The organism is Oceanisphaera sp. W20_SRM_FM3, from assembly GCF_052119705.1.
In the GTDB taxonomy this organism is placed as follows: domain Bacteria; phylum Pseudomonadota; class Gammaproteobacteria; order Enterobacterales; family Aeromonadaceae; genus Oceanimonas.
Map to the genome: position 1 here is coordinate 1 of NZ_JBGQOP010000023.1, position 24,428 is coordinate 24,428.

General features: G+C 50.8%; 20 protein-coding genes and 2 riboswitches. Of the genes, 6 read left to right on the plus strand and 14 right to left on the minus strand.

Going from position 1 to position 24,428, the window contains the following annotated elements; genetic code table 11:
- Positions 1-129: 129 nt before the first annotated feature.
- The gene (locus ACEN2G_RS11610; RefSeq protein WP_442021674.1) at positions 130-1,596 is read right to left on the minus strand and encodes an aminoacyl-histidine dipeptidase; all 1,467 of its coding nucleotides are present in this window, start codon (positions 1,594-1,596) and stop codon (positions 130-132) included.
- A gap of 188 nt (positions 1,597-1,784) precedes the next feature.
- Positions 1,785-3,419, minus strand: a complete 1,635-nt coding sequence (locus tag ACEN2G_RS11615) for a methyl-accepting chemotaxis protein (protein ID WP_442021676.1) — start codon at positions 3,417-3,419, stop codon at positions 1,785-1,787.
- A 330-nt stretch (positions 3,420-3,749) separates the two neighbouring features.
- On the opposite strand from ACEN2G_RS11615, the gene gpt reads away from it, so the two are divergent.
- From gpt to ACEN2G_RS11645, 6 genes are all read left to right on the plus strand, one after another.
- Positions 3,750-4,214, plus strand: coding sequence for a xanthine phosphoribosyltransferase (gpt, locus tag ACEN2G_RS11620; RefSeq protein WP_442021678.1), 465 nt, complete (start codon positions 3,750-3,752; stop codon positions 4,212-4,214).
- A gap of 240 nt (positions 4,215-4,454) precedes the next feature.
- On the plus strand, positions 4,455-4,853 hold the full coding sequence (crl, locus tag ACEN2G_RS11625) for a sigma factor-binding protein Crl (protein ID WP_442021680.1): 399 nt from the start codon (positions 4,455-4,457) through the stop codon (positions 4,851-4,853).
- Positions 4,854-4,967: 114 nt separating this feature from the next.
- Positions 4,968-6,071 (plus strand): glutamate 5-kinase, encoded by a 1,104-nt coding sequence (gene proB / locus ACEN2G_RS11630; protein ID WP_442021682.1) that lies wholly within the window; start codon positions 4,968-4,970, stop codon positions 6,069-6,071.
- A gap of 46 nt (positions 6,072-6,117) precedes the next feature.
- Positions 6,118-7,374: a glutamate-5-semialdehyde dehydrogenase gene (locus ACEN2G_RS11635; protein ID WP_442021684.1), complete on the plus strand. Its 1,257-nt coding sequence runs from the start codon at positions 6,118-6,120 to the stop codon at positions 7,372-7,374.
- 173 nt (positions 7,375-7,547) lie between these two features.
- Positions 7,548-7,976 (plus strand): hypothetical protein, encoded by a 429-nt coding sequence (locus ACEN2G_RS11640; protein ID WP_442021686.1) that lies wholly within the window; start codon positions 7,548-7,550, stop codon positions 7,974-7,976.
- A 215-nt stretch (positions 7,977-8,191) separates the two neighbouring features.
- Positions 8,192-10,930: a DUF2339 domain-containing protein gene (locus ACEN2G_RS11645; RefSeq protein WP_442021688.1), complete on the plus strand. Its 2,739-nt coding sequence runs from the start codon at positions 8,192-8,194 to the stop codon at positions 10,928-10,930.
- 283 nt (positions 10,931-11,213) lie between these two features.
- Here ACEN2G_RS11645 and ACEN2G_RS11650 read toward each other — a convergent pair whose 3' ends face one another.
- From ACEN2G_RS11650 to ACEN2G_RS11705, 12 genes are all read right to left on the minus strand, one after another.
- On the minus strand, positions 11,214-13,295 hold the full coding sequence (locus tag ACEN2G_RS11650) for a TonB-dependent receptor (protein ID WP_442021690.1): 2,082 nt from the start codon (positions 13,293-13,295) through the stop codon (positions 11,214-11,216).
- A gap of 76 nt (positions 13,296-13,371) precedes the next feature.
- Positions 13,372-13,478, minus strand: a riboswitch (TPP riboswitch).
- Positions 13,479-13,626: 148 nt separating this feature from the next.
- Positions 13,627-14,385 (minus strand): 2OG-Fe(II) oxygenase family protein, encoded by a 759-nt coding sequence (locus ACEN2G_RS11655; RefSeq protein WP_442021692.1) that lies wholly within the window; start codon positions 14,383-14,385, stop codon positions 13,627-13,629.
- A gap of 32 nt (positions 14,386-14,417) precedes the next feature.
- Positions 14,418-15,128 (minus strand): nicotinamide riboside transporter PnuC, encoded by a 711-nt coding sequence (pnuC, locus tag ACEN2G_RS11660; protein ID WP_442021694.1) that lies wholly within the window; start codon positions 15,126-15,128, stop codon positions 14,418-14,420.
- A 195-nt stretch (positions 15,129-15,323) separates the two neighbouring features.
- Positions 15,324-15,428, minus strand: a riboswitch (TPP riboswitch).
- Between the two features lie 318 nt (positions 15,429-15,746).
- Positions 15,747-17,105, minus strand: coding sequence for an FAD-dependent oxidoreductase (locus ACEN2G_RS11665; RefSeq protein ID WP_442021696.1), 1,359 nt, complete (start codon positions 17,103-17,105; stop codon positions 15,747-15,749).
- 535 nt (positions 17,106-17,640) lie between these two features.
- Positions 17,641-18,516, minus strand: coding sequence for an FRG domain-containing protein (locus tag ACEN2G_RS11670; protein ID WP_442021698.1), 876 nt, complete (start codon positions 18,514-18,516; stop codon positions 17,641-17,643).
- 331 nt (positions 18,517-18,847) lie between these two features.
- Complete coding sequence (locus ACEN2G_RS11675) at positions 18,848-19,357, minus strand: protein disulfide oxidoreductase (RefSeq protein WP_442021700.1); 510 nt, start codon at positions 19,355-19,357, stop codon at positions 18,848-18,850.
- Complete coding sequence (locus ACEN2G_RS11680) at positions 19,357-21,414, minus strand: protein-disulfide reductase DsbD family protein (RefSeq protein ID WP_442021702.1); 2,058 nt, start codon at positions 21,412-21,414, stop codon at positions 19,357-19,359. Before ACEN2G_RS11680 ends, ACEN2G_RS11675 begins: the two co-directional genes overlap by 1 nt.
- Positions 21,415-21,464: 50 nt before the next feature.
- The gene (locus ACEN2G_RS11685; protein ID WP_442021704.1) at positions 21,465-21,848 is read right to left on the minus strand and encodes a hypothetical protein; all 384 of its coding nucleotides are present in this window, start codon (positions 21,846-21,848) and stop codon (positions 21,465-21,467) included.
- Between the two features lie 41 nt (positions 21,849-21,889).
- Positions 21,890-22,492, minus strand: coding sequence for a LysE family translocator (locus tag ACEN2G_RS11690; protein WP_442021705.1), 603 nt, complete (start codon positions 22,490-22,492; stop codon positions 21,890-21,892).
- A gap of 401 nt (positions 22,493-22,893) precedes the next feature.
- Positions 22,894-23,439, minus strand: a complete 546-nt coding sequence (locus ACEN2G_RS11695) for a DUF1439 domain-containing protein (protein WP_442021707.1) — start codon at positions 23,437-23,439, stop codon at positions 22,894-22,896.
- A gap of 128 nt (positions 23,440-23,567) precedes the next feature.
- A complete protein-coding gene (locus ACEN2G_RS11700) occupies positions 23,568-24,005 on the minus strand; it encodes a YaiI/YqxD family protein (protein ID WP_442021709.1) in 438 nt (145 codons plus the stop codon).
- Positions 24,005-24,406, minus strand: coding sequence for a DUF2750 domain-containing protein (locus tag ACEN2G_RS11705; protein WP_442021711.1), 402 nt, complete (start codon positions 24,404-24,406; stop codon positions 24,005-24,007). Before ACEN2G_RS11705 ends, ACEN2G_RS11700 begins: the two co-directional genes overlap by 1 nt.
- Positions 24,407-24,428 lie beyond the last annotated feature (22 nt).

Genomic DNA, 24,428 nt, shown 5'->3' on the forward strand with positions numbered 1-24,428 from the left:
GAGGATTAACCCCCAACGCATATGCGCAGCAACTTAATGCTGCTTAAACGGGTGTCTACTTTAGTCGGGCCATTCCATACTTTAGTCGGGCCATTCCATTTTTATAACTTACAACTTACAACTTACAACTTACAACTTAGTCTCTGGGATCATCTTTAATACATTGACCAATAGCTGCCAAAAGCGGCCGACCGCATCTATGTGTACGCGCTCGTCCGGTGAGTGGGCACCTTGAATAGTTGGGCCAAACGACACCATGTCCCAGTGCGGATAAATGGCCTTAAATAAGCCGCACTCTAAACCAGCGTGGATCACCTTGATGTTTGGTGTCACACCAAATAACTGCTGATGAGATTGCAGTAACAGCTGCATGATGGCGGAGTCTGGATCTGGCTGCCAACCCGGATAGGCGCCACTAAACTGGCAATGGGCACCGGCTAAGCGAAACACAGCGGCCGTGGCGGCGGCGACTTTATCGCGCCCCCCATCGTTTAAAGAGCGAATTAAGCATTGCACATGAATGTGCTCGGCTTGCGTGTCGATCACCCCTAAGTTGGTGGAGCTTTGTACTACGCCCGCCATGTCGCGACTCATGGCCATGACCCCGTGGGGGCAGGCTAATAGCGCAGCGCTTAAGCGATGCTGTAAATCAGTACTCATGATGCGATTGGGTAAGTCAGCCGGCGAAAGCGCCAAGCAAATAAAATCATCCACGCCTTTAAACTCAGCCTGATACAGCACATGCTGACGCTCAACTAATTGCCTTAAGGCGCCCAATGCCGTACTCGGTAAGGTAAACAGGGCGCTGGCTTCGCGTGCTATGGCGTTACGTAAGGTGCCGCCACTCACTTCACTGAGGCGCACCTCGGCTAATGACGCTATCTCGGCCAATAATTCCGCCAGTAATTTATTAGCACTGGCACGATTTTGATGAATATTAATGCCCGAATGGCCACCCCGTAAGCCGGTGATGGTTAAGCGTACCGCTTGATGATCTGAGGGTACCGACTCGGCATAATAGGGCAGAATAGCAGTGGCATCCACGCCACCGGCACAGCCCATATACACATCACCGTCTTGCTCGGAGTCGGTATTAAGTAGGATCTCCCCTTGCAATAAACCGGGTGCCAAGCCAAAGGCGCCTGTCATGCCCGTTTCTTCATCCACGGTGAGCAGTACTTCTAATGGCCCGTGTTGCACCTTGCTATCGGCCAATATCGCCAAACAGGCCGATAAACCAATGCCGTTATCGGCGCCAAGTGTGGTGCCACGGGCGCGCACCCAATCGCCATCGATATAAGGCTGGATGGGATCTTGAGTGAAGTCGTGAGCCGTTTCAGCATTGGCTTGAGGCACCATGTCTAGGTGCGCCTGCAAGATCACACCTTTACGACTTTCCATGCCCGGCGTTGCGGCTTTGCGAATAATCAGGTTGCCAATGGTATCTTGAAGAACGGTTAAGCCTTGGGCTTGTGCCCAGTCGGTTATCCATTGGCGTAGTGCCGCTTCATGACCCGACGGATGGGGGATGCTACAAATAGTGTCGAAAAACTGCCATAACAAGCTCGGCGAAAGAGTGCGAATAGAAGTGGACATTATTACCTACCTAATAGAAGGAGCCGTAACCGAGCCGCTAGCTTAACGCTTGGGCTTACAATTAGCCAAAGACACCTTTAATAAAGAGCGGGAAGCTAAAGCGAGCAGCCTGGAGTTAAAACACAAGCTGCAAATTTAATGTCTTTTTTCATGCTGACTGCCGCCCGCTTTTGGCTCCCCGCTTTTAGTTACACGGTAAAGGTGCTCATCTCGGTAGCAAGGCGCTGACCCAGTCCCGACAAGGCCACACCGGCTTGCTCTGTTTCTTGGGTCTTAACCCGAGTCTGGTCTGCCAGCTCGCTTAAGCGATTTAAGTTACGGCTAATATCCGCTGTGGTGTGGCGTTGTTGCTCAGCGGCGGTGGCAATATGACTATTCATATCATTGATTAACGTCATGCCGTCGGTAATGGCCAGCAAGGCGTCACCGGCTTGATCCGCCGTGAGTTGGGTGTTTTTAGCACTCTGCATCAGCTCGTTCATTTGTGTCACTGTGTTATTGGCTTCGTGCTGCAAACCTTGAATAATACCGGCTATTTCGTCGGTGGAGCTTTGGGTGCGGGTGGCTAAGTTGCGCACTTCATCGGCCACCACGGCAAAACCGCGGCCTTGTTCACCGGCGCGCGCCGCTTCAATGGCGGCGTTGAGCGCCAATAAGTTGGTTTGCTCGGCAATGGCGCGGATCACCTCTAAAATATTACCAATCTCTTGGCTGCGCTCCGCCAATGAGCCAATGCCCTGTTGGCTGTGAGCCAGTTGTAACACTAAATTGGCAGACTCACTGCGAGTTTGCGCTACCTTGTCACTGCCATCTCTTGCCGCCAACGCCGATACTTGGCTGGCGGTGGCGGCTTGGCTTGCGGCGGTGGCCACTTCTTGGCTAGACGCCGTCATTTGATTCATGGCGGTGGCCACTTGCTCGGTTTCATGCACTTGTTGCTCTGAGGCATCACGATTGTGCCGAGCTATGTCGGTGAGGCGTGCGGCAGCCCCGTTCATTTCTTGGCTAATGGGGGTTAGTTTGCTGACGGTTTGTGCCAATCGAGTACAAAAGGCGTTGAAATTTTGGCTAAGCAAGGTGACTTCATCTTCACCCCGTTCGTCTAGGCGCTGGGTTAAATTTGCCTCGCCATGGGCAATCTCCTTCAGTGCTAGCACGGTATCGGACAGTGGCCGCAAAATACTGCGGATTAGCAAAAACGCCAAGCTTAAAGCCACAGCGGCAAGGCCTAAGCCGATTAAAAATACGGTGCGCGCTATGTCCCACAGCTGAGTATGCACATCATCCACGTATATACCGGTACCGACAATCCAGCCCCAAGGCGCAAAGCCCTGCACATAAGAGACCTTAGGCACAGGGTTCTTTAAACTCGGTTTAGGCCACAAATAGTTGACGAAGCCTTGGCCATTGCTTGCCACCACGCTTGCCATCTCCACGAACAAGGCCTTGCCATTAGGATCGGTAAAGGGGCGCAAGTCTTGGCCATTTAGTTGGCTATTCATAGGATGTAAAATCATGCGCGGCAGGGCGTCATTCACCCAAAAATAATCCTCATTGCCGTAACGTAACTGGGCAATAGTGGCCAAGGCTTGCCGCTGGGCCTCTGCTTCTGTAAGTAGGCCTTGTTGTTGCTGCTGATAATAGGTGTTGACTAGGCTGGCCACCGACTCTACCTGTCGTTGGGCTTGGGTGTGCTTTTCTGCCATTAAGCTGTGATAGAACAGCCAGAGCATAAAACAGACCACCATCAGCATACCCGCAGAGAGCAAGATCAAGTTTAAATAGAGTCGTTTGGCAATAGATAGCGAGCGTAATAAAGACACATCCGTGTTCCTTCTGAGAATATAAGCCTTGATAGTTGTAAGGTTATGGCAAGCCTACCTTATCTCAAGATGCCGGTTAAGGAAGTGGATATGCGCGACAATGTGCGCTGAACGGCTTGAACTTTAGTCTTAGGCTGGAATTGAGTGACCGAGAGCATAAAAGTTCGGCTAATAAAAACTGTAACTCTGGTCAAGAATGGGTGGGATCTCTATAATGCGCGCATTGTTTGCTCATTGTCTGGCAACAGCGGGTCGTTATGGCTTGTTTGAAGCGTCAATCTAGCAGCGGTGACCATTTTATCTTGAAGTTCACAGCCAAAGGTTCTTTTTATGTCCAACAAATTCGTCGTTACTTGGGACTCTTTTCAGCGCGAAACGCGTAAACTGGCGGCCCGCCAGCTCCCTGCCAGCCAGTGGAAAGGCATTATCGCGGTAACCCGTGGTGGCTTAGTTCCTGCCGCTATTTTGGCGCGCGAACTCGGTATTCGTCACGTAGATACGCTGTGTATTGCCAGCTACGACCACAATCAGCAACGTTCTGATTTGCAAGTACTTAAGCAAGTACAAGGCGACGGCGAAGGATTCTTAATCGTTGATGACTTGGTGGATACTGGTAATACGGCGCGCGTCATTCGTGAAATGTACCCAAAAGCTAAATTTATTACCGTGTTTGCCAAGCCAAAGGGTGAGCCTTTGGTTGACGATTTTGAAGTGCGCGTAACGCAAGATACTTGGATTGAACAGCCTTGGGACATGGGTGTAGTGTTTGCTACGCCGCTGTGTGATCAAGAGTAAGCAACCAATAATAAGCGTGATCAAGAGTAACCAAGCATAAGGTTGCTTACCTTTACGCATAAAAAAGGGCTCCTTTACAGGGGCCTTTTTTATGGTTTGCAGATAAGCCAATTCAGGCTTACTGGCCGAGTGCTGTCACGGCGTGGTAATATTTCTAGGCTTTTTCGCGTTGGCGGCGTTAGCGGTCTTTACCCCTAACAGAAAAAGCGTTACATATAGAACAGTTAACAGGGAGGTTACATGTCTATAGATAAGGTTTCTCATCGTAAGTTAGTGCGGGTATTTACTGCAATCGGTCCTTATTTGCGCGAGCTGAAGACGTGCGAAACGCAATATTTTTTCGACTGTTTATCCGTGTGTGCCAGCGCCAAGGCCTCGCCCGAAGTGCGTGAGTTTTGGGGCTGGTGGTTAACTCTGGATACTCAAGACGGAGAGCAATTTGAGTTCCACTATCAGCTGGGATTTTTTGATGCCAGCGGCGAGTGGCAGTTAAAAGCCATTCCTAAGAAGCATCAAGCTGAAGTGACACGCACCTTGCGTGATTTTTACGATAAACTCGGCGTCTGCATGGATGGTTTGGCACTGAGTGTACGCCCGTCAATCGCATTGGGTACCGATCACTTGTTAAGCCCCGCCTAAGCGAATGCAGGTGTAAGCGCTAAACCTGCTTGATTTGCCTGGATGCGTCTTAGTTTATTATGTTGCCGGCACTGTTGCCGGCATTGCTGTTAGTAAGGAGCCGTTGGGCTTTCCATGAAAGGCAAAACCATAGTTGTAAAATTAGGCACCAGCGTGCTAACAGGTGGCACCCGTTGTTTAGACCGGGCGCACATGGTTGAGCTGGTGCGCCAATGCGCCAGCTTACACAGAGCCGGCCACCATATTATTGTGGTCACCTCGGCGGCCATTGCTGCTGGGCGCGAGCATTTGGGCTTTCCGGAGCTGGCCAATACCATGGCCAATAAACAAATGCTGGCCGCCGTCGGCCAAACCCAGCTTATTCAAACGTGGCAGTCGTTGTTTAATCTCTACGGTCTGCACGTGGGGCAAATTTTGCTCACCCGTGCCGATTTAGAAGACCGCGAGCGTTATCTGAATGCGCGCGATACCCTGCGTGCATTGTTGGATCACCGCATTATTCCGGTGATCAACGAAAATGACGCCGTGGCCACCAATGAGATTAAAGTGGGCGATAACGATAATTTATCGGCCCGCGCCGCTATTTTAGCGGACGCCGATCTACTGGTGTTGCTCACGGATCAAAAAGGCCTGTTTACCGCAGATCCGCGCTTTGATCCCAAGGCGCAGTTGATCGAAGAAGTGCAAACCATAGATGATACCTTGCGTAAATTAGCCGGTGGCAGTATCGGTGGTTTGGGCACGGGTGGCATGGCAACCAAGTTACAAGCTGCCGACGTAGCGCGCCGTGCCGGCATAGATGTGGTGATCGCCACCGGCCAAGTGCCAGAAGTGATTGGTCGCTTAGCCAACGGCGAGCGCATTGGCACCCTGTTCCCTGCACTGGCTACGCCATTAGAGAGTCGTAAACGTTGGATCTTAGCGGGACCGCCGCCGCACGGTGAAATTCACATCGATGCGGGTGCGGTGAAAGCGGTGCAAGAAAATGGCTCCAGCTTACTGCCCAAAGGCATAGTGCGCATTGAGGGGCGGTTTCGCCGTGGCGAGGCGGTGCGCATCGTTAATCCAGAAGGGCGCGAGCTGGCGCGCGGTATTTGCCGTTACGATGCCCTCGAGCTCAATCAAATTAAAGGTCAGCACTCAGAGCAAATTGAGGCGCTGCTAGGTTATGGTCACGGTACTGTGGCTATCCACAGAGATGACTTAGTGTTGTTGTAAGCACAGCGGTAAATCTGCGCACAGTGTTGACTGGTTAGGAGTAAGTATGAATTTGGAACAGATGGGCCAAGCCGCCCGCGACGCCGCCTATGTGCTGGCAGACAGCACCACGCGCACCAAAAATCAGGCCTTGTTAGTGATGGCCGATGCGCTAGAAATGGCGGCGCCACAAATACTCGCGGCCAATGCGCAAGACTTAAGCGCGGCCCGTGAAAGCGGCATAGGCGAGGCCATGCTGGACCGCTTAATGCTTAATCCAGCGCGCATTAGCGCCATTGCGCAAGACGTGCGCAATGTAGTGTCCTTGCCGGATCCGGTAGGCGCCGAGCTTGATAGCCGCGTGCTAGAAAACGGCATGCGTTTATCGCGCCGCCGGGTGCCATTAGGCGTGGTGGGTGTTATTTATGAGGCGCGCCCTAACGTGACCATAGATATAGCGGCGCTGTGCTTAAAAACCGGCAACGCTAGCATTTTGCGTGGCGGGCGAGAAACCTTTCACACCAATCAAGAGTTGGTAAAGGTGATCCAGCAGGCGTTAACCGCCAGCCAGTTACCCGAAGCGGCAGTGCAATACATCAGCGAGCCAGGACGTGAGTGGGTAAATGGACTGCTGAAACTCGATCAATATGTGGACATGATAATCCCCCGTGGCGGCGCTAATTTACATAAGTTATGTAAAGAGCAGGCTACAGTGCCGGTGATCATCGGCGGCTTTGGCATAGGCCATATGTTTGTGGATGCCAGCGCCGACTTAGTGCGCGCCATAGACGTGATTGATAACGCCAAAACTCAGCGCCCCAGCGTGTGCAACACCATAGATACTTTGTTAGTACATGAGGCGGCTGCGGCTGACTTATTGCCAAGTTTGAGTGCGCGCATGGCACAAAAGGGCGTAGAATTCGTGGCCGATGCAGCGGCACTTGCGTTATTAAAAGACGGCTCTGCCAAGGTGCGTGCCGCGGTAGCAGGCGACTTTGACACCGAATGGTTAGGTTTAACGCTGGGCGTTAAATTAGTGCCTAACGTAGATGCGGCCTTAGCCCATTTGCGCCGCCACAATGCCAGCCATTCCGATGCCATCTTGACCAATGACATAGTCAATGCCGAGCGCTTTATCAATGGCGCACCGTCTGCCGCCGTGTATGTGAACGCTTCTACGCGTTTCACCGACGGCGCTCAGTTTGGCTTAGGAGCCGAAGTGGCTGTGTCTACCCAAAAGCTGCACGCGCGGGGCCCCATGGGACTGGAAGAGCTGACCAGCTATAAATGGATTGGCCAAGCGGATTACCTTATTCGCTCCTAGGGCTCTTAATATGTGAGGGGAGAAGCGTAAGGCGTGAGGCGATAGCGCCTTAGGCTGCTTTAGCTTCTGCAGGGTTTTCACTTACAGCCTGCAGCGTAAGACGTAAGCTAAACGATTGAAAATTAAACGGGCGGCGTTAATAAGCCGCCTCACTTCGTTGAAGAGAGGATTGTATGCCATCCCGATTGTTGGACGCTCTGTTACTGGCAATGCCCTTGCCAGAAAATTTGGAGTCTTGGCGCCAGCATCTTAAGAGCCACCTGCCTTATCCGGTGCAAGGTGCGCAAACTCTGTTTATTGGCGATCCTACCTTGGTGATAGTGGCTTTTCAGCACGATAAGGTGGAAGTGTTTTTGCCAGCTATTCAGTGGCGCCATCACGATATTCATACGGCCAAACCGACTTCGCGAGGCGTTATTGAGCCACATGATGGCACGCTCGAACAGTTGCTGGCGCTGGTGGAGGGGACTATTGCCATTCGCTTAAAGTCTTTTCATGAATGCAGCTGCTGTGGTAAACGCTCTGCCCCCGAAGTGCTGGGCTCACTGCAAGGCGAGCCGGTATGTCGAGATTGCATTAAAGGCCGCCGCGTACTGTTTTAAGCGGTACGCCACCTAATCCAGAAAGCAGGCCGCACTCTTAACGAGTGCGGCTTTTTTTGTGGCTAATAAGCGGCGCGCCTTGTCTATGGCTAATAAGTGGTACGCCTTGATGAGTAATAGTGGCGAGTCAGCTAGACTACTCGTTTGCTGAAGCAGTATGAGCGCAGGCTTTAAAGTCTAGCGAGCGTTTTACCTATTGATAAGAGGGCAAGAGCTTGGAAGGACTATGGGTTATTTTGGCGATTTCCGCCGTGCTGTTTTTTCCGGTAGGCTCGATATTTGGCTTTTTGGCTTACAAAAATCTTAATAAGCAGGCGGCGCGCCTTCACTCGCTAAGCCTTGAAGTACAGGCCTTGCGTGGGCAGGTTAAGCGCAATGAGGCCTTAGCGCTGGCTGCAGCTGAACAATCCACGGCGTTACCTGATTCCCTCGCCAATCCTATCGAGCAGAGCTCGGCCATGAGCTCGGTAATAAGTTCGGCCATGAGCTCGCCACTAAGCGAGCCCGCAGATTTACAGCCTGATCGCCCTGATCTCTCAAGGGCCGCCGCCACGCCTCCCCCAGCCTCGGCGGCGCCTGTTGCTGAGGCATCTGTTTCTCGCCCCGCTAGGCCCAAAGCTCAGTATCAGGAATCAGCTTACCCTTATGCGGCACTCTCAGCGGCGCCGTCCCGTGTTATGCAATCGCTTAAACAAAACTGGATGGTATGGCTGGGGGGCTTGAGTGTGGCGCTGGCCGGTATCTTTATGGTGCACTACTCGGTGAGCGAAGGTTTAATGGGCCCTGTGTTGCAGCTGTTGCTGGCGCTCAGTGTGGGTGGAGTCTTACATGGCGCTGCCGAATATTTGCGCCGCAGATACGGGTATCGCGATCAAATCTTTGCCGCGCTGGCCGGTGGCGGCAGCGTCACCTTGTATGCCGCCTTATTGGCGGGCATTCATCATTACCAGCTAATAGGGCCTTGGCTGGGCTTAGCACTATTGGCCGCCGTCTCGCTGGGCACCATGGGGTTAGCGCGCTTGCACGGGCCTTTATTGGCGCTCATGGGCTTGAGCAGTGCTTATATAGTGCCGCTGCTGATCGACAGTGATGCTGGCAGCGTGGCCTTTGTCTTAAGTTACAGCTTATTGATTACCGTCAGCTCGCTATTATTAATGCGTTATGTATTTCGTGACTGGCTTTGGTATACCACCTTGGCTGGTGCGCTCTTGTGGTGGCTGGCGGCCTTGCTTGTGGGTGGACCATTTTCTGGTGCAGAGCTTGGCGGCGGTATAATGCCCACCTTGCCTCTTTATCTGACGGCCTTGTGGCTGAGTTTTGCGCTCTTGCCCAACGGGAGCCAGATTGCCAGGGCGCGCCTGCGCGATGCTTTTATTGCCTTGTTAATCGCGTGGGCTTTGTCGATAGCAGGTCAGCCTGTTAGCGAATCGTTAAGCGAAAGCCCCTTGTTTTTGAGTTGGTTATTGCTCTTGCCGGTGGCGTTATTAATGCCGCAAAGCCGCCAGGCTTTGTGGTATCTGCCGTGGGGCGCGGTATTCGCTAGCGCCGCCGGTTGGCTGTTGTACTTAATCGGCATGGATCTAGACACGGTTTATTTACGCCAATTCCCCCTTGAGCAACAGGCTGGCTTTAGCCGTTATTTAATCTTGGCGGCGGCCATCTGTGCAGGCCTTGGCTTTTGGCAATGGCGGTTGGACGATAAACGTCGTTGGGCCTCGCTCAGCTTAGTGGCGCCTTTGGTGTGGTTAACGCTGGGCTGGCTGTTAATACAGGGCTTTGAGCCCAGCATGGCGTGGGCACTGGGTGCGCTGCTGGCCGGTACCCTTTATGGCGCGCTGGCAGGCTTATTGCGGCGTTATGCTCATTACCAAAGCGGCCAAGTGTGGGCTATCTTGGCGGCACATTTAAGCTATTCGCTGGCGGTAACCATGGCGCTGCGCGAGGCCTCACTCACGCAGGCGCTCTCGGTGCAATTTGTCAGCCTAGTATGCTTGGCTCGCCGCTATCGTATGCCGCAGCTTTATTTGTTACTGAAAGTGGTGTTGGCCATAGTGGTGGCGCGCCTGACGTTTAATCCTTGGCTGAATGAATACCAGGCTTATACACATTGGAGCCTCTGGACCTACGGCGGCACCGCCGCACTAGCAGGCATAGCAACCTATTTATCGGAGCGCACTCACGCCATTCGCCCTTGGTTAGAAGCGGCCAGCCTGCACTTATTAGTGTTATTTTTGGGCGCAGAATTACGTTACTGGCTTTATGACGGTGATATTTTCAGCCAGCAATACAGCTTTACTGAGGCCACCGTTAATACCCTGCTGTGGGGCGGGCTCAGTATTACTTATCTGCTGCGAGCCAAAACCGCTCAGCAATTGGCGTGGCTGTATCGCAGTTGCGCGTTAGCGTTGCTGGGCTTGGCCAGCCTTAGCTATTTGCTGTTGATCAGCTGGTATAACCCTTGGTGGGGCGAAACGGAAATTAGCGCCAGGCCACTCTTTAATATATTGCTGCCCGCTTACGGCGGCCCCGTGTTGTTGGCATTTGCGCTGAGCCGCTTCCCTCAGTGGGTTCCTAGAATGTGGGCCTTGGCGGTGGCCGGTGGCGGCTTTATGCTGTTTAGCGCGCTCGAAATTCGCCAACTGTGGCGCGGTAGTGATATGGCGTTTTGGTCTGGCATGAATAGCGGTGAGCTCTATACCTATTCAGTGGTGGGCATGTTGTACGCCATTATCGCCATTATTTATGCCACCCAAAAAGGCCATGCGCAGTTTTATAAGATTGGCATGACCTTATTGGGATTGGTGATCGCTAAAATTTTCTTAATCGACATGGACGGCTTGCAAGGCCTGTGGCGAGTAGCGGCTTTTATGGGCTTAGGCTTGGCATTATTAGGCTTAGCCTGGATGCACCAAAAGGTGCAGCGCGCCGTGGGTTTGGTGAAGGGAGCGAGATAACACCAGAACTAAGACTTATTTTTGCCACGGAATCCACGGAATCCAAGAAAAATAGAGATTAGATCTGAAAGGGAGCTTTATGGTTAAGGGCAGGACTTTTGTAGGCGAACGCTTGCTCTCGCATTTTGCCGCAGGCGGAACTGTGATGGGGTAAGGGAAAAAGATAGCGAAAAGTATCAAGCTAAAAGAGTTGTGGAGGCGTAGGTCTCGCAGGCAACAAAAAGCCGCGCTCTATAAGGGCGCGGCTTTTTTATACCTTGCAGCGGTTAAGAATAAGCGCTACTTAAAAGGAATACTTAGTCGTTATACCAAACATGCGCGGTGCGCCCAGCTGTACATAGTCTTCGACAATGTAACCCTTGTTTGGATTATTTCCGAAGTTAAAGCCGCGTACCGCGTAGTCTTCGTCGGTGAGGTTTTTGCCCCACAGGGTAACCAGCCAGTTATTCCACTCATAGCCAAAGCGTGCATTGAGCAACGTATAGGCGTCAGAGCGCGCATTGTGGCTATCGGAGAAGTAAAACGCCTCTTTGCCTTCCACATCTAGGCCCGAAAACCAGCCATTGCCGTGATCAAAGTCTACGCCAAACGCAAACTGATACTCAGGCGCATGTGCGGCGTCGCGACCATCAAATTTAGCGCCGGGCTCTTTTAATTCGGTTTGCAGCAAGCCAAGGCTGGCGTGTAAACGCACGGCTTGGGTGGCTTGCCACTGAGCTTGCGCTTCTAGGCCATAGCTGTAAGCACTGTCGGCGTTGGCGGTGTAATCTACAAAATCCCCCGGGCCTATAATACGTGAGGCCTTAATTTGTGCGTCGTCACGCTGCTGAAAAAACATGGCCACTTGGGTGTGTAAGGTGTCGTCCAGCAAGTTGTGTTTGGCACCCAGCTCGTAGTTCCACAGGGTTTCGGATTCAAAACTGCGCAGAGCATCAGGAAATTTTGCTTTATCCTTATTACCGCCGCTAGAGTTATAGCCGCCCACCTTGTAGCCGCGAGCAATCGAGCCATAGAGCATTTGGCTAGCGCTGGTCTGATATTCCAGCGCCATGCGCCCACCCCATAAGAGTTCGCTGGGCTTGGCTCGGTTACCGTCGTTATCGCTATACAGGGTATGGTCTTCTTCTAAGCGCAAACCGTTTATCCAAGTAAGTTTATCGGTTAAGCCGGTGGAGAGCTCGCCATAACCCGCATAACGATTCGCTTCATATTCACTGGTAAAGGTGTCTTTTCCTGTGCGTTCGCGCGTTAAGTCTGAGCTGCGATTAAAGTAATACAGGCCGCCGGTCCAGTCGGTGCTGTCGTTAAACAAGCGAGACTCTTCGGTGGAAATAAAGCGCACATCAACGGTGGCGCCTTTTTCATCCCTTTGATAGTTATCGAAGGAGTCGTAACCGCTAATTGCGGGATTGAGCCAGTCTTCGTCGAAGCCGTACTCTAGATTGCTCTGATTAACGCTGATGGCGGTTTCTTGAATAAATTTACTGTTGCCATACCAGCTGGTCTTGCCCGACAAAGCCACTGTTTCTTGGCGATCATGGCCCGGCTGGTCAGACAGCGTGTGGCGAGTATTATCGAGAGAGAAGGCGTCATAACCGTTATCTAGGTTGGCGTAAAAGGCGGAGAGATCAATGTCCAAGTCTTCGCTGGCGGCGATATGGAATTTAGTGCGCAGCAGGGTTTCATCTATGTTGTTGGTGTCATCGCGCTTTAAGTAATCGTTTTTAGTAAAGCCATCGCTGGTATTGCGCTGGGCGGCAAAGCGGTATGACACTTTATCGCTCATGGGCCCGCCCACGGCGGCACTCAAGTTTTGGGTATTGTACTGGGCGGCCGTTAGCTCAACGTTACCTTCTAGGGTGTCGGTGGGCTCATTGGCGCTGATGTTGATCAGGCCCGCCAAGGCATTTGCGCCATATAAACTACTTTGTGGGCCACGCAACACTTCTACTTGCTTGGCATCTAGCAGGGTGGCGCCTAAGGTGGCAGAGCTCATGTCGATACCATCGACCAACACGCCCACCGACGGGTTAACCGCGCCAATAAACTGGCTGCGCTCGCCCACACCACGAATTTGGTAATACTTACCGCGCGAGGCACCGGCGCTTAAGTTCACGTTAGGCGCTTGGGCCAATACGTCTGAGAGGTGCGTGTTACCGGGCTTGTTGATTTCAGCCTCATCAATCACGCTTACGCTGGCGGCGGTTTCTTGCAGGCTGTCATCGCGAAAGCTGGAGGTGACTGTGGTGGTTTCTAGGGTATAAACGCCAGCTGCGCTGTTATCTGCTTGGGCAGGTAAAGCCGTTATTAGGCCTAAGGCTAGGGCTGAAGATAAAGCTGAGGGTGCAAAAGGTAATTGGGGCACTTCAAGTCTCCGCATTAAAAGATACGAAAACCGGGTAACTACAAGGGCAGGCAGGAGAGCAGACAGGGGAGAGCAGAGCGTTGCAGCTTCCTATTCCTACGCCGGTATTAGCCGGATCAGGTTCAAAGGGTTTGCGTCAAGCGCATCTCAGGCAGTAACTTCCTGCCACCCCTTAGGATATGACTTATGGTTATAAGTCGCGCACAATTATACCTATTTAGGCATAAATGTCGACACTTATACACAAAGCGGCCGCTCGTCTGCCTCGTGACCTTAACAAAAAACCGCGATTTTTAGAGCACGGCCTTTATGACTGTTGATTCGGCGTTCGTTAATCAAAATACAGTGATAAATACTGCTTGAGATATTGCTCGGAACTGAGGTTAATGTTGCCCATCTGCAATTGGCTATCAGGCTTAGGAATAGAGAAAAACGCAAATGAAAAGCGCTCTTGCTGGCGATTTTCAGGTAAGTCCACCTGATGTTGCAGCGCCTTAATCTTGCCTTCGGTGAGCACCTCCAATAAATATCCGGGGAAAGAAATAATCTTAGTCTGCTTGCCCAGCGCCACCAGTTCTCCTTGCTGATTAAGGTAGGAAAATCCGCTATCAAGGCCGAACACGAAGGTGGAAAACAAAGATACATCAATGTGGCGCATTAGGCGGGTGTTATCGATCGCCGTAATCGGTGCATTCATTACCGGTGGATAGTAATTACAAGACACCATATGGCCTAACGAGCTGTGATAAAGCTCAGCAAGCCCGGGTATATTAAGCTGCTCAATCAATGCCAGTTCGCTATTGCGTACCGCTGTTTGCAGTTCATCCCATTGCTCAGAAAAAAAGCCGTGAAATTCTTTTGGGAAGTCCGCCGGAGGGTGAAACTCTGAGATAACAAACGAGTGCAGCATATCTCGGTAGTCTTGATTAGTGCTGTCCGTTTGGCCCCAGTAAGAATAGCCCTCTTGGATCTTGGCAAAGTTAGCCTGTAAATACGGTTTTTTATATTCGGTATCCTGCAACACAAAATTACGCAAGGCGTGGCGCAGCTGGGTGTCATCTTTACCCAGTATTTGAGTTTCAAATATCATAAAATCTGGTCCTTAATAGTGGTAAAAATGGCTTATGCAGTTTGAGCCGCGAGCGTTGAATTGCTCGAAGAGCTAAGCCGAGAGTCGAACTCGGCTTGCCGACGATGCTTATGCCATTGCCACCATCCATACAGACCTAACAGTAAAAACAAACCGTATTGCAAGGCATAAATAGGCGAGCCTTTAGCGAGATAAATATGAATACCCAGCACATTGACCAACACCCAGATTACCCAGTTTTCCATGCGTTTTCTTGCCATTAAAAACTGAGCAAAAAAGTTCAGCACTGTGCTTGCTGAATCTCGCACTAACATGGATGGTTCGGGGATCCAGCTAAATTGGCTCGCTAAGGTAGAAACTATCACCGCCCATACCGCTATGCACAAGATGACGCTTGCGCCGAGTAGATATTGGCGCGGACGCGATAGCCAACTGGGTACTAATACCAGATTGGTGTTGGGATCTTTACTGCATATCCAAGCTCGCCAGCAGTAGATTTGAATGGGGATATATACCAAGTACATGATGGCGTCTGATAGCAAACTCCAGCTAAAAAAAGCCAAATAAGCAGAAATACTCGACCACACCATGCCCAGTAACCAACCGCTGCGTTTTTCTTTGGCTAGTAATATTAAGCCAAACACACCGGCCAGAGTCGCAATAACTTCTAAAGGTTGTTGGCCCAGCACATATCTCCACTCAACGGCAGTTAACCAGCTTATGAAAGCCTGCATTATTTCCATAGTGACCACTCCTTCGCAGGAACGAGCGAGCCTAGAACAAAAGACATATAAGTAGCAGTAATAGCTGTTTGCAGTAAATCAGTAATCGCAGTATTTAAAAGGGATAGTCGAAACACGTTTAGTCTCCGTATAAGTTTATAGATATAAATACGAAAACCGGGTAATTACGAGAGCAGGCAGGTGAGGGCAGAGCAGTGCATTGCGGCTTCCTATTCCTACGCCGGTATTAGCCGGATCAGGTTCAAAGGGTTCGCGTCTGCGCATCTCAGGCAATCGTAACTGCCACCCCTTAGGATATGACTTAATGTTATAAGTATAGCCGCATTATACTCATTTTGGTATAAAGGTCTAGGTTAACGCAAAGCTGCTTCAAGCAGCGCCAAGCTCAACGAAAAGATATATTTGCCACGGAAGAACACGGAACCCACGAAAAAATAGAGATTAGATCGGAAAGGGATTTTTATGGTAAGGGCTAAAACACCACGCCGTGAGTAGGCGGGCTCTGGTTCTTACCATTAAAATTTCTTTGGCTCTTTTTGACCTTATCTCATGTTAATTTTTTCGCATGTTTGGTGGGTTTCGTTGCAAAAGTAACATTTGTCTCTGGTTGACAGTTTTTTACTTTAAACAGCGGCCCCTGGGTTCATCGCTTTGGTGCAGCACCACATCGGAATGCAAAAATTCAGCCGCGTCTGCTGAGTCTTGTACCTTAGTGGCACTGCGCGCTAGCATCTCGGCTTCAAACTCGGTAAGCACACGCTGGCGTATGCCATCTTGTCGCCAGTTCGATTGCACTCGGCAGCTTCTAACAATAATGCGCGCCAGCGACAGTGCATCCAGCAGCGCTTGGTTGGCACCTTGCCCTTTGAACGGGCTCATGGGGTGCGCCGCATCGCCAATCAGCGTGGCGGCTCCGATTTGTGCTAATAACTCAGGCGTGAGCAAGGCTCTGTCGTATACCGGATAGCCAGATATCAGTGCAGCTGGCGTGGCCGCTAAAATCTGCGGAATAGGCGAGTGCCACTGGGTACGTCTACAGGCTTCGGCCTTTAGCGCCTTGGCTCCTTGGGCGCTCAAGGTTTTAGCGTCATCTTCAAGCATGGGGAAGCTTAATTGCCACATCACAGAGTTGGCATCATAGGGCATAACATAAATGCGCTCATGGCCATTGGCAGTTTGAAATACAGTGGCCGAATCCATCAAATCACTGTCTACACCTTGCAGCGCACTTAACGGGCATATGCCTAAGATGGCGATGCAATCCAGATAACGCAGCGAGCTGATGTCGTGCCCCAACACTAAGTTGCGCACCGCGCTTCGAATACCATCGGCTCCTACCACTAGATCTGCCTTGGTCTGCTTTATTGTTCTGTCCACCGCAAAGCTCAGCTCAACACCTACTGCCGTTTCTTTAAAGTCGACTAACTGATGACCCCATTTTATTGCATCTTGCTGATGCGGGGGGGCATCTAACTGTTCCAGCAATGCCAAGCGCAAAGACTGACGGGCAATATGCACGTTAGTGCGCTTAGGTGCTTGAGTTTCATCTGAGTGCAGCCACTTTCTCATGCCCCATTCGCCGAGCACTTTACCGTCTGTGGTGTGCACCACATGGCGAGTAGACACTAAGCCTTTTTCCAGTTCAAAAATGCCTAAGCCTTCAATGGCTTTGCTGGCTTGTTGCAAGGTAAGGCCATAGCCCTGAGAGCGGGCTTCAAAGTTGTTATCACGCTCATACAAAGTGAACGGAATACCACGGTGTAAACAAGCCACGGCCAATGCCACGCCGCCAATGCCGCCACCAATAATAGCCACAGTTGGATAATTTTCTGTGTCTGGCGCAGGTGGACGATCGGCCTTGATCAGTCCCGATCCGCCACAGCTAGGGCAAGAAGATAAGTGCGCCTTAGGGCGAGCGGGCGCCGAGCCGCCGTGCTTTTCAAACTGCGCCAACGCGGCCTGATAGCTAAGCTTCACTTTCTTACGGATCTTCTGACTGATCCGCCCTCGCCCCTGACACTTAGGACAGGGCGCCCAGCTAAGCTGTGCTTCATTAGTTAACTTGATGTTGGCGGCCCTCATAAGAAAAAAGTAAGCAAACTCTTAAATGCAGGGCGCAATTGTAAAGCAGTAGCCAGCACTTTCATTGCTTTTAGATAAGGTAAGGCGAGAAATAGATCACTGCGGAGTCGATTGGTCGTTTAGTCTGCTGAAGGTCGGACAAAGGGTCTGCTCCTCCGACTTGCCTGAGTAATGCCACTTATCACTTCAGCCCACTGCGAACATTCACTGGATGTTCGGTTAGGCTGAAGTTATTCGTATTAGCGAGGCAAGCTCGCCCATGCACGCTCAAACACATAACATCCATGTTATGTGATGGTCGGCTGAGCAGATCCCTTTATCCGCTTTGATAGTACTTAGTGGCTTTAAATATACCACCAAAAATCTGATGAAAAGTAGGATCTAACGTCTGCTTAAACTGTAAAATATCTGATATTGAAATTATTGGCTCTTAAAGATACCCAGCTGATTTCTTTGCTAGCTTAAATTCCAATGTTGCTTTGGCTGCACCATCAAACCCTGGGAATAATGTTGCAGCTGAGAGACCAAATTTATGGCATCTAATTAATAGTTCTCCTGCTAATTTTGCTGGTAAGGTGATCTTGTATGTGTTGGTAGCGGTTTCTTTATCAAATAATTTATCTAATGAGTCAATCTTATTTTTAGGATCAAACAATGTATGAGCACCTTCGCCATGTTGATCACGTAACAATAAAAAGACGCCTTTTTGAGCTGCGAGGTTATTACTTGTACTACCCGGAACAGAGATAAAATCAAGAGTCTTTTTATGCTCAGTTGACCTATCTGATTCTATAACCCATAAAGCTAACCTTTCAGGTGAAGAAGATGAGTTTAGAGCTTGTGAAGCGGAAAAATAGGCTGCCACCAAAGGATTTCTGGTCCAATCTAATAAACGAGTTGGCACACCGTGATGCTGAGCCATTGCTATAAAAGATATATACACTTTATCGGGCCATTCACTAGTAATAGTACTATATCGACTGGAAAATTCATCGAAACGCATAGCGTTTCTGAAACTTTCTGAATCTTGGGGAATGATAAGTCCCATTTCGTCACAGAAGTAGAGAAAGTTAATAAGGAGGGTGTATTCGAAAAGAATTACGTGTTCTGAATTACCGTAGTTACTTTGCATGTGCCTATATTTTTTTATTATATCCTCACGAAAAGTTGCTGGTGTTAAATGCCAGCCTGAATCACCTTGCCCTCGGTAGATCGGAGAGTTCATTCCACTTGCTATGTTTCCAATTGGTGAAATTAGATTCCAAAAGTCATCTAAGTTTTCGCTATGTATATCTATAATTGCCATTGTTTCCCCGATTTGATATTTAATTAATAATTTTTTTATGTATTTTAAACTCTATCAATACGAAAAATCACATCAACATTTCTGCTGCTGATGGTTATATCTACCGAAGACTGTATATAGTCGCAAGAGACAGTAGGAATTGTCGGAGCCAACCGTCAAATGCCAGGGACGGCATTTGCCGAGCGTCGCATGGATGCGGCTTAGCGCGTTGGCGTAGGCAATCCTACTGGCTCTGACGCCAAGCCAATACTGAAAGCCCACGCTTGCCATAAAAAAGGCCGCATTCTTTATGAATGCGGCCTTGGTGTTTTTACTTATTCGAGAAACCAACTTAACCCATCAGCCGCGCAAACCATAATCTGCCCAGCATGCCCGGTAGGGTGGTGATGCCGGCGGTAGCGTAACGCAGTTCGCCTTTGTAGGCGACCATCAAGGTTGGTGTGACTTTAATGCCTAACACTTGGCCTAAGCGATTATCCGTATCATTAACCACAGAAAAGTCATAACCCTTTTCCCGTACATAATGAGCCAGCTTGGCATTTGAGCCCGAAGCCAATGCAATACTGACTACCGGAGCATTCACCATATCGGCTTTTATCATATCAACCATGGGTGAAACGATGCGGCATACGCCGCACCAGCTGGCCCATACGTAGACTAATACTGGCTGCTCCGCACTCATGGCGTTTAAGTCGATTTCATTGCCGGCCAAGGTGGTCATGGTGCCAAGGGCCGTCACTTCTGTGGGTAAGTCTTGGCTGCGCCACATATCCACAGCGGTGACCATTACCATTAGCACCAGCAAATAGCCGACCGCTTTACCGAGCTTTTTTAGGACCATTATTTCGCCTCATCTAAGGCTGCCATTACCTTGTTGGTGGTGAGCAAGACTTCTAGCGCCTTACCTTGCGGCAGGCTGGGGCCAAATACTTGGTTAAAGGGAATGCCCGCTCTTTGGTTGGCATGCAAATAATCGGTAATGGCACTGTTTGGGCGCGTCCAATCGCCGCGCATCAAAACTATGTCATCATCTTGCAGTGCCGAATACACAGGGTCGCGCAGCGTCACGCCCACCTTGTTGGCTTGGCAAGTAATACACCAATCGGCCGTTACATCCACAAACACCCGCTTGCCAGCGGCCACCTCAACTGCGATTTGCTCCGCGTCTAGCGGCTGCCAGTTAAGCTCGTCTTTAATGGGGCTCACCCACTTGGATTGGGTAACAAAGGCACCGATACCAGCCACGGCACCGAGCAATAACAGGCCGGCTAAGCCGAACAGTAAACCGCGCGCGCCGTATTGGCGGATCAAAGACCAGAGCGGCAGCACAATTAATAAGGCGGCCAAGGCCCACGTAATGCCAGAGCCTAAGGTGTAGCTGAGTAACGACAGCAGCCATAAGCTGGTAGCGAGCAGCATAAGGCCAAACAGCCATTTGACCTTTTCCATCCAAAGCCCAGGTTTAGGCAGCGCACGAATAACACTCGGGAATAACGCCAGTAACAACCAAGGCAGTGCCATGCCTAAGCCTAAGCCGGTAAAGATGGCGACCAGCACCAACGGTGACGAGGCCAAAGCCACGGCCACCGCCGTGCCCAAGAAAGGCGCACTGCACGGCGTGGCGAGTAAGGTGGCAAACATGCCTTGCAGCACGTGGCCGCCATTACCATGGCCGGGGCGCGTGGCCAGCCAAGTATTCAAACGGCTGGGTAAGCGCACTTCAAACAAGCCAAACAAGTTGAGTGAGAACAGGGCGGTGACCAGCAGCATAAAGCCGATAAAGGCCGGTTGTTGAAACTGTATACCCCAGCCTAATTGCGCGCCCGACCAAGTGAGCACCAACATAAAGGCGGCCAGTAGCCAAAACGACAACATAATGCCAAATGCCGACCACAGCAGTGGCGCGCGTACCTGCTTTCGTTCGCCCAACACTAAGCTGTTGAGCTTAAGGCCGAGCACCGGCAATACGCAGGGCATGATGTTTAACACTAAACCGCCAAGCACCGCATACAGCAGTATCCAAGCAAGCGAAGGCACGGCCGCCTGCATGGGCGCTAAGGTGCCGGCGCTAACCGTGGCATGCAGCTCTTCGGCCAGCCCTTCATCTATGGCGGTGATGACGATAGATTGCTTGTCCAGATTAAGCGCATCGTTCCAGCTGCTGACCTGAAAGCGGACTTGCAGCTGCTGATCGTCAATAGTGAACTTAGGCTGACTAAAAATAGCCTCGTCCAGCTCATCCACATAAATGGCGGGCTGCTGCCAACCGCGTTCGTTATTGAGCATGATTTCTAACTGCTGGCTGGCTTTATCCCATGTTAAAGACTTAGCACTCACTAGGCTGGCCACGCGTGGCACTTTAGATACCGCTTGCTGGTATTCATGGCTTAGCTGGTCGTTAGCCACCATGTTAGCGTCTAGCGGTAACTGCAATTGATAGTCGGTTAGCACGCACACGGTGGTGCAGCTGGGCAGGGTTAACTTGGCGTTAAAGATGCTGGCTTGGTCACCCTCGGTTGGGGTGAGCTGCAGCGGAAAGTCCACTTCATGCTTATAACCTTGGGTCTCAATACCGAGCAGGCTAAAGCGCTCAGGCACCGGCCATTGCCAGTTTACGTCTTTAAGATTGCTTGAGTCTTCCCAATTTAAGCGTGGCGCTATGCCGCCTTCACCTGGGGATCGCCAATAGGTTTTCCAGTCATCCGTTAAGCGCACTTGCAGCAGGGCAGGGTAAACATTTTGTTCACTATCATAAGGGCCCGTTTGCACCAAGCGCACTTGCACTGGCGGGTGCTCGGGTGCCTGTTTCCAGCCTGTATCGTTAGCGTAGGTACTTAATGAAGTTAACAGCAGCCAGGAGCTTAGAAGCCCGATAAAAAGAGTCTTGAATCTGTTCAAAATAAAATCTCCGATAAAAAAGTTAAGCGAAAACGAGGCGTGCGTTTTGCTCACTCTCGGAACACGCACAGCACTAAGTGCCGCCGTCGACCAGGAAATAATAATGGTGCCAGCCTACGCCGACGGTATCTGCTTGCTTGAACGGGGGCTAACCAAAGCGCAAACAGTAAAATAATGGCAATAAACAAAGGGTCTAAGTGCTGAAACACCTTGCTTAATAGTTGCTCACTTAAGCTACATGAGTCCTTTTCTGGCTCAGCCTTTGTGTTGTGAGGCGATACGTTGCTAGCGTTTAGCTGCTCCGAATGCAGAGCGGCATGATCAAGCGTACAGGCTATTTTTAAGCCCATGCGCTGGCTCATGCAAAGGCTGACCACCAGCACGGCGAGCAACAAGGCCAAGCCGCCTTGTCGGCTTAAGGTTCGCTTTTTCAAGCTAAGCATTCTCAACTTAAGCTCGCTCAACTTAAGTGCTCTCAACCTAAGGCCAACCAAAGTGCCACTCCTAACATTAAAGTACCGGCTAAACGGTTCATTAATTGCACTTTATTTTTTTGCTGTAGCACGCGGCTTAAAGTACGACCGCCGCTGGCATAGAGCAGCAAACAGCTAAATTCGAGCACTAAAATCATAGAGACCAAGATGGCGAGCTGGCCAAGTAGCGGTGCGCCTTGGTCGATAAAAGGCGGCAATAAGGCCACAAAAAAAGCCCACCCTTTAGGGTTGGCGATGGCGGTAATAAAGCCTTGGCTGATCAAGGTCTTAATGGGAATATGGCGTGGGCCCGCATCCACAGGGCTTAACGCCAGCTTGCCTTTAGAGCGCCATAGTTGAATGCCCAGCCAAGCTAAATACAGGCCGCCGGCGTATTTGAGGCCCTGAAATAACAGCGGATATTGCAGCATAATCGCCGCTACGCCGAGCACGGCCAAGCAGGCCACCACGCCCACACCCACAAGCTCACCCAGCATCATCCACAAGGTGCGGCGCACGCCGACCGTCATGCCCAAAGACAAAGCCAGTGTCATGCACATGCCGGGGGTAATCGAGACAAAGAAGAAAGTGGGAATAAACACCATTAAGACTGCAGAGCTAATAGCACACCTACCTATAAGGTTGTGGAAGTGAAACCATATTGTGCGCCATTATACGTTAATTGCCCGACATTAGGCCAACAACGGCAACGGTTAGTCTTTTGTAGATGGCAGTGTCTTTTTCGGGAGCTCTTGTTGTAGGTAAAGAGGATGAGCTGCGGTGTTTGGTTCTATTCATAAACCTCAGAAATAGCCAGCAAAGTTGGCCCGCCGAAGTCCTCTTTACCAAAGAGACGGGCGGCTACGGGGATCGTGTTTTTGTAGGCGGCAATTTATTCGCCGCGGTTTTGTCTGTCATGCTTAATTTGGCGCTAGATACAGCTTTATCCACGCACAAAAAAAGCACCGAGCTTTTGGGCTTGGTGCTGGGCGCTTGTTTTTGCAGATTAATCGCTAAATTTTGGGCTTAGCACGAAACGGCCGGGGGCTATGGTCAGGCCCACGGGCGCGGCTTTCAACCAGCCATATTTAGCGTCGTCTAGGCGATACACAGGCTGGTTTTCTAAAATAGAGCGCACCACTTGCATCATGCCGTTTGAGGCAATGGCCATGTCGCCTTTGTAACCGTAAGCATCAACCTTGCTCTGGATGAGATTTAAGTCACGCAAGAAGATGGCGTTTTGTTTGCGGTCATACACGGGGCGACCTTCAACCACTAAGTCTAACTTAGCCGGAAAGCGCGCGATTAAGGCGTTGATGGCCGTTTCGCCCTGCAAGTTTAAACGCACCACATCCCGGTTATCTGGGCCAATTTGCAGCTTCAGCTTGTCGATCTGGGTTTCTACCAAGCCTTGTGTCAGGCGTGGCATCTCTTGCTCTAATAGTGTGTAGAGTGACTTTTCCATCTCACCTTCAGAAATACTGTACTGACTGACGCTGGCGCAAGCGGTTAACAACAAGAAGCTCACGCTTAACAAGAACGACTTCAACATTTAAATACCTCGGTTTAAAAACAGGTGAGGAGTGAGGTGTAAGGCGTGAGGGGGATGACCGTCACTTTCGAGTTCGGTGTTTTTCACTGCACTTTCGCCTTACTCTTCACGCCTAACACTTCACGAATTTACCTCAGCAACTGATCCAGCTGATTGGCAAAGGCTTGGCGATCGGCGGCACTCAAAGTGTCCGGCCCACCTGTGTGTATGCCACTGGAGCGCAAGGTGTCCATAAAGTCACGCATGGTCAGCTTGGCGCGAATGGTACCGGTATCAAACTTTTCACCACGCGGGCTTATTACAATGGCGCCTTTTGCCAGCGCTTCGGCGGCCAGTGGAATATCGGCGGTGATTAAAATTTCGCCAGCAGCTATGCGCGATACAATTTCATCGTCTGCCACATCAAAACCTTGAGGCACTTGCAGCTGCTTGATGAGCGTAGAGCCCGGTAGCGGCAAGGGATGATTCGCCACCATGGTTAAGGGCGTTTGGGTGCGCTCGGCTGCGCGAAATAAAATATCGCGGATCACTTTTGGGCAAGCATCTGCGTCAACCCAAATGTGCATCAGTTCTGGCGTCCGGTTTTCTTCTTGCGATCGAAGGCTTCTTGCAACTCACCGGGCTCAACTAACACACCGGCGGCGTCACTGATTGGGAACACAGCCACTAACAGCTCGTCTTCTTCCATGCCGGGCACCCAACGTGACTGCCACACTTTTAAGGTAATGGCTTCTGGCTTGCACTGCGCCCAGTCGTCCACGGCCCAAGCTTTGGCGTAGTCGGCGTGCGGCCATACAGGGATGCAATCTTCGTCGTCGTCCGAGGTGAGCATCATGCAGCCGTGCTCATCGGTTAAGATCCACAGCTGTTCGTGCTCGGCTACTTTGTTCACAAAGTGGTTGTAGCGCTCGTCATCATTGAGTTTTTCTGTGGCCGCTTTATCGGCGTCGGTTAGGGCATAGCTCATGTTTTTTCTCTCTATTAATTGA